Origin of the sequence: Microbacterium sp., from assembly GCF_030149085.1 — a bacterium.
In the GTDB taxonomy this organism is placed as follows: Bacteria; Actinomycetota; Actinomycetes; order Actinomycetales; family Microbacteriaceae; genus Microbacterium.
This window is the reverse complement of record NZ_JASBSF010000322.1, coordinates 1-4,570: the sequence shown is the minus strand read 5'-3', so window position 1 is coordinate 4,570 and position 4,570 is coordinate 1. Positions and strand designations below refer to the sequence as shown.

Annotated in this window: 6 protein-coding genes; 4 read left to right on the top strand and 2 right to left on the bottom strand. The window is 65.9% G+C overall.

Annotation, left to right across the window (positions count from 1 at the left end):
• From Q1V87_RS13255 to Q1V87_RS13245, 3 genes are all read left to right on the top strand, one after another.
• A partial coding sequence (locus Q1V87_RS13255) for a Sir2 family NAD-dependent protein deacetylase (RefSeq protein ID WP_300593755.1) occupies positions 1-783 on the top strand: 783 nt, incomplete at its 5' end.
• Complete coding sequence (locus tag Q1V87_RS13250) at positions 780-1,388, top strand: histidine phosphatase family protein (RefSeq protein WP_300593752.1); 609 nt, start codon at positions 780-782, stop codon at positions 1,386-1,388. The genes Q1V87_RS13255 and Q1V87_RS13250, both read left to right, overlap by 4 nt.
• Before the next feature lie 115 nt (positions 1,389-1,503).
• Positions 1,504-1,977 (top strand): Lrp/AsnC family transcriptional regulator, encoded by a 474-nt coding sequence (locus Q1V87_RS13245; protein ID WP_300593749.1) that lies wholly within the window; start codon positions 1,504-1,506, stop codon positions 1,975-1,977.
• Here the strand turns inward: Q1V87_RS13245 and Q1V87_RS13240 are convergent.
• Positions 1,949-2,941, bottom strand: a complete 993-nt coding sequence (locus Q1V87_RS13240; protein WP_300593746.1) for a DMT family transporter — start codon at positions 2,939-2,941, stop codon at positions 1,949-1,951. The two genes, Q1V87_RS13245 and Q1V87_RS13240, sit on opposite strands and share 29 nt — an antisense overlap.
• Before the next feature lie 88 nt (positions 2,942-3,029).
• On the opposite strand from Q1V87_RS13240, the gene Q1V87_RS13235 reads away from it, so the two are divergent.
• Positions 3,030-3,584, top strand: coding sequence for a CGNR zinc finger domain-containing protein (locus Q1V87_RS13235; RefSeq protein WP_300593743.1), 555 nt, complete (start codon positions 3,030-3,032; stop codon positions 3,582-3,584).
• Here Q1V87_RS13235 and Q1V87_RS13230 read toward each other — a convergent pair.
• Positions 3,544-4,443 (bottom strand): alpha/beta hydrolase, encoded by a 900-nt coding sequence (locus tag Q1V87_RS13230; RefSeq protein ID WP_300593740.1) that lies wholly within the window; start codon positions 4,441-4,443, stop codon positions 3,544-3,546. The two genes, Q1V87_RS13235 and Q1V87_RS13230, sit on opposite strands and share 41 nt — an antisense overlap.
• Positions 4,444-4,570 lie beyond the last annotated feature (127 nt).

The window sequence follows — 4,570 nt, the reverse complement described above, 5'->3', positions numbered from 1 at the left end:
GGAGTATCAACCGATTCCGGCATCCCCGACTACCGGGGAAAAGGCGCGCCGGCGCGGCGCCCGATGACGGTCGAGCAGTTCCTCGGAAGCGATGAGGCGCGTCGCCGCTACTGGGTCGGCTCGCATCTCGGCTGGCGCAGATTCGCCTCGGCGGAACCCAACGCCGGGCACCGCGCCATCGCCGCACTCGAAGAGCACGGGATCGCAACCGGGGTCATCACGCAGAATGTCGACGGTCTTCATGTGCGCGCCGGAAGCCGTCGCGTCGTTGAGCTGCACGGCACGATGCGCCGCGTCTTCTGCACCCGCTGCGGTCAGGTCTTCGACCGCCGAGACCTCTCGTCGCGGGTCGAGAGCGACAACCCGTGGCTGGTCACCACCCACGAGCTGCCCCTCGGACCCGACGGAGACGTGACGCCCGAGACGACCGAAGGGTTCGTCGTGCCGGATTGCTCCGTGTGTGCGGGAACCCTGAAGCCCGACGTCGTCTTCTTCGGCGAGTACATCCCATCCGGGAAATTCCGTGAAGCCGAGCAGCTCGTCCTGGGTAGTGACGCGCTGGTCATTGCCGGATCGTCGCTCGTCGTGAACTCGGGGATCCGCCTGCTCGAACGAGCACGACGACGCCGCATCCCCATCGTGATCATCAACCGCGGCCAGACGCGGGCCGATGCTCGCGCAACCGTGAAGATCGACGGCGGAACCTCCGAGGCCCTCACCGCGCTGCTGGAGGGGCTGGCGCCCACCGGGCACCGGGAGCTGGCAAGTAGTCTCGAGAGGTGATCCACCTCACGCTCATCCGCCATGGCGAGACCGACTGGAATCGCGCTCGGCTCATCCAGGGCAGTACCGACATACCCCTCAACGACACGGGTCGGGAGCAAGCCCGGCAGGCCGCCGACCGGCTGAGCGGCGTGCTCGATGACCCGGCCGCTGCGCGCATCGTCAGCAGCGACCTCTCCCGTGCCCGTGAGACAGCGCAGATCATCGCTGACCAGTGGGGCTCGCCAGCCCCACTGGCGTATCCCGCACTGCGTGAGCGCGCGTACGGCGACGCTGAGGGGGTCACCATCGAGGACTTCGCCGCACGGTGGGGCGATTGGTACACCTCCGAGGTCCCCGGCGCCGAGTCACGCGAACTGCTGCGCCTCCGGGCCTTCGAAGGCTTTGACACCCTTGTCACCGATGCGCTCCGGTCTCAGCCCGATGTCACGCACATCTTCGTGGTCACCCACGGCGCACTCATCCGCTCTGTCATCCATCACGTGAGCGACGGCAGGTTGCCGGCGCGCCAAGAGCGGCTGGCAAACGGATCCGACTACACCTTCCACTACTCACCCGACGGGCTGACGCTGATCGAGTACGCCGGCACCACGGTTTCGCTCTGAGCTGGGCATACCGATCTGCCCACTGGAATGCACTACGCAGCTCGCTCAGTTTCGTAATGACATTGTGAGCAACATGACCAATCCGCGAATCGGCAACATGCTAGCCTTCCGCGATATGACCGCTCTTGACCATGTCGACCTCGAGCTCTTGGCCGCGCTCGCGGAAGACCCGCGCGCGACAGTTGTTGCGCTCTCGGATCGTCTCGGTTTATCCCGAAACACCGTGCAGGCGCGGATGTCGAGGCTCGACAAGGCCGGAGTCTTTCTCTCGTACGAGCGAGCCCTCTCCCCCACGGCGCTGGGCTTCCCGATCGAAGCATTCCTCAACGTCACGGTCCGTCAGGGGGAACTGCCGCGCATCACGGCAGAACTCGAGCGGATTCCCGAGATCGTTCAGGTGCATGGCCTGAGCGGAACCGTGGATCTGCTCGTGCGGGTCGCGTGCCGCGACACACAGCATCTGTTCGACACCGACGCCCGCATCCTCGCGATCGAGGGTGTGGAGCGCACCGAGACCTCGCTCGCGATGGGTGAGGTGATCGGTTACCGCGTGCGCCCGCTCATGGAGCTGGCACGAGGGGAACGCTAGCCGCCTCCTCCTTGGCGGCCTCACCCGGGTCGGATCGCACCAGGATCACGCCTGCCAAGATCATCGCTCCCCCGACAGCTTGCATGACGGTCGGGACTTCGGCGATCACAAGCCACGCGATCAGCAGGGCGAACAGCACTTCGGTGAGCCCGACGAACGATGCGACGCGGGATCCGAGCATCGATCCCGCTCGCACTCCGAACGCGTAGCCTCCGGCGGTTGCCACGACGATCACCCATACGATCGGGATGTACCAGGGAACGCTCACGCCGGCCAACACAACGTCGACGGCCGGTGCGGTGAACGCAAAGAGGCCGGTGCCGACCAGCACACCCATGAGAAGAGCGCCGGTAATGAGGCCGCCCGAGGCCAGCGCGAGGGGCGGGATGTCGTCGCCGGTCTTCTCGGCGATGAGAAAGTACGCGGCGGTACAGGCCGCAGCGGCCAAAGCCAGCAGGGTGCCGATCAGGTCGAAGCTTGCACCAGCGATGTCGACGACGAGTACGAGCCCAACGATCGCAAGAACAGAGCCCGCCAGAATGCGACGCGTGGGTGCGCGCCGGGTCCGAACCCAGGCGAGCCCGACGAGAAGGACCGGGGCGAGGTACTGAATGAGGAGGGCCATCGCCACCGGCATCCGTTGCAGCGCGGCGAAGTAGAAGATTTGACACCCGGCCACTCCCGTGAGCCCGAACGCGATGATCAGCAGTCCGTGCTTGCGAAGAAAGCCGGGCCGGCGACGGATCGTAACGATCAGAACGGGCGCGAGAATCAGCGCCGCGCCACCCATACGCAGCAACAGGGTCGCGCCCAGACTCCAGCCCGCCTCCATGAGCGGCTTCATGAAGCTCCCCGAGGACGCGAAGCTCAGGGCAGAGAGCAGACCGATCGCAAGCCCAGCCACCGACGAGTGCCGGCCCGCGGGGGCAACGAGAACGGGGACCGGAGTGGTCGGAGCGGACATGGGCGGCCTGTCAGGAGTGAAAGGGGTTGACACTCGTGACACACTGGTCACAAACGAAACAGTAGCCCTCGGAGTGTCAGGAGTCAACATGGTCTTTATCCATGACACCGGGATGGCCCTGCGCGCGGCCGTCGACCTGGTCAACACGCTGCCGCTCAACGGCGACGAAGACACTCTGACGACCGCGGACGAGTATGACGCCTTCCTTGGGCGGTACCCGTACAGCGGCAAGATCTCACGCACGAGGCAGGAGCGAGAGGCGGTACGCAGCATCCGCGCTCGCCTACGCGCTCTGTGGGATGCCGACCGCGAAAGCGCCGTGCCGCTGGTCAATGCGATGCTTCGCGATGGCGAAGCTCTCCCCCAACTCGTGATCCACGACGACTACGACTGGCATGTGCACGCGTCGGATGACGACGCACCCCTGGCCACCCGCATCCTTGTCGAGACCGCCATGGCGTTCGTGGAGGTCATTCGCATGGATGAGTATGACCGGGTGCTCGTCTGCGAAGCCGATGACTGCGAGGGCGTTCTGGTCGATTTCTCTCGCAACCGCTCAAAGCGCTACTGCGACACCGGCAACTGTGGCAATCGTATGAATGTCATCGCGTATCGAGCTCGTCGAGCCCAAGAAAGCTCCTGACCGCCGCTGCCGCAACCTGTGGCGTCTCATAGTGGATGAGGTGGCCCACATCGGGGATCTCCACGAGGTTCGCGTCAGCAAACAGTCCCGCGAGCACACGCTCGGCCTCGATGGGGGTGATGTCGTCGCGGTCGGCGGCGATCAGCAACGTTGGCTGAGAGATCTGCGGCGCGAACTCCCGAACGTCGTGGGAGACCGAGGTCACGAACGCGTCGTGCAGCACGTCCCGGTCGGCAAAGCGGGAGAAGTACGTGTCGTGCTGGTCATGGATGAACCGGCGGAGCTCCGGGTCCTTCGTCTTGGCCATGGAGACACTCATGACCCGCACCACAACGCCGTTGCGCAACAGGGCTGTGCCCGCCCGGCTCGGCATCCGTGCCCCGGCCCAGTAGTAGAAGACAGCAAGCCTCGTGAGGATGCCGCGCGGGCCCTCCAGCGCGGGTGCGCCGATCGGATTGACAAGGATCACGCGGGGCGTCGCCAACCCCCCGGCCACGGCGGCCGAAACGACGATCGAGCCGAAGGAGTGACCGAGGATGACGGCCCCCGGCGCGACACGGGCGACGAAGTCGGTCAGCCACTCGGCGTAGAGGGCGAGGTCGTGACGGCGCCCGGGAACCGGCGCCGTCTCGCCGAAGCCGGGGAGGTCCGGCGAGATGACGCGGACGTCCGGGAGGTAGGCGACGACGGGCTCGAGACCGTGGTGTTCGCCGCGAAAGCCGTGCACAGCGACGATCGTGATCGGCGCGTCAGCGGGCCCGTACTCCCAGAACACGGTGGTCCCCCCGAGTACCGGCACTTCGCGACGTGTCACCGGTATCTCGTCCAGGAGCGCGGCGTACGGATGCGGGGCGGGCACTCGACGAGTCTAGTAACCGCGCCACTCCCCCTTCGCCGAAGACACAAACGACGAAGACCCCGCTCGAAAGCGAGGTCTTCGTCGTGGGCGAATCGGGCTTACTTGCTCGAGCCGCCGAAGTTCTTGA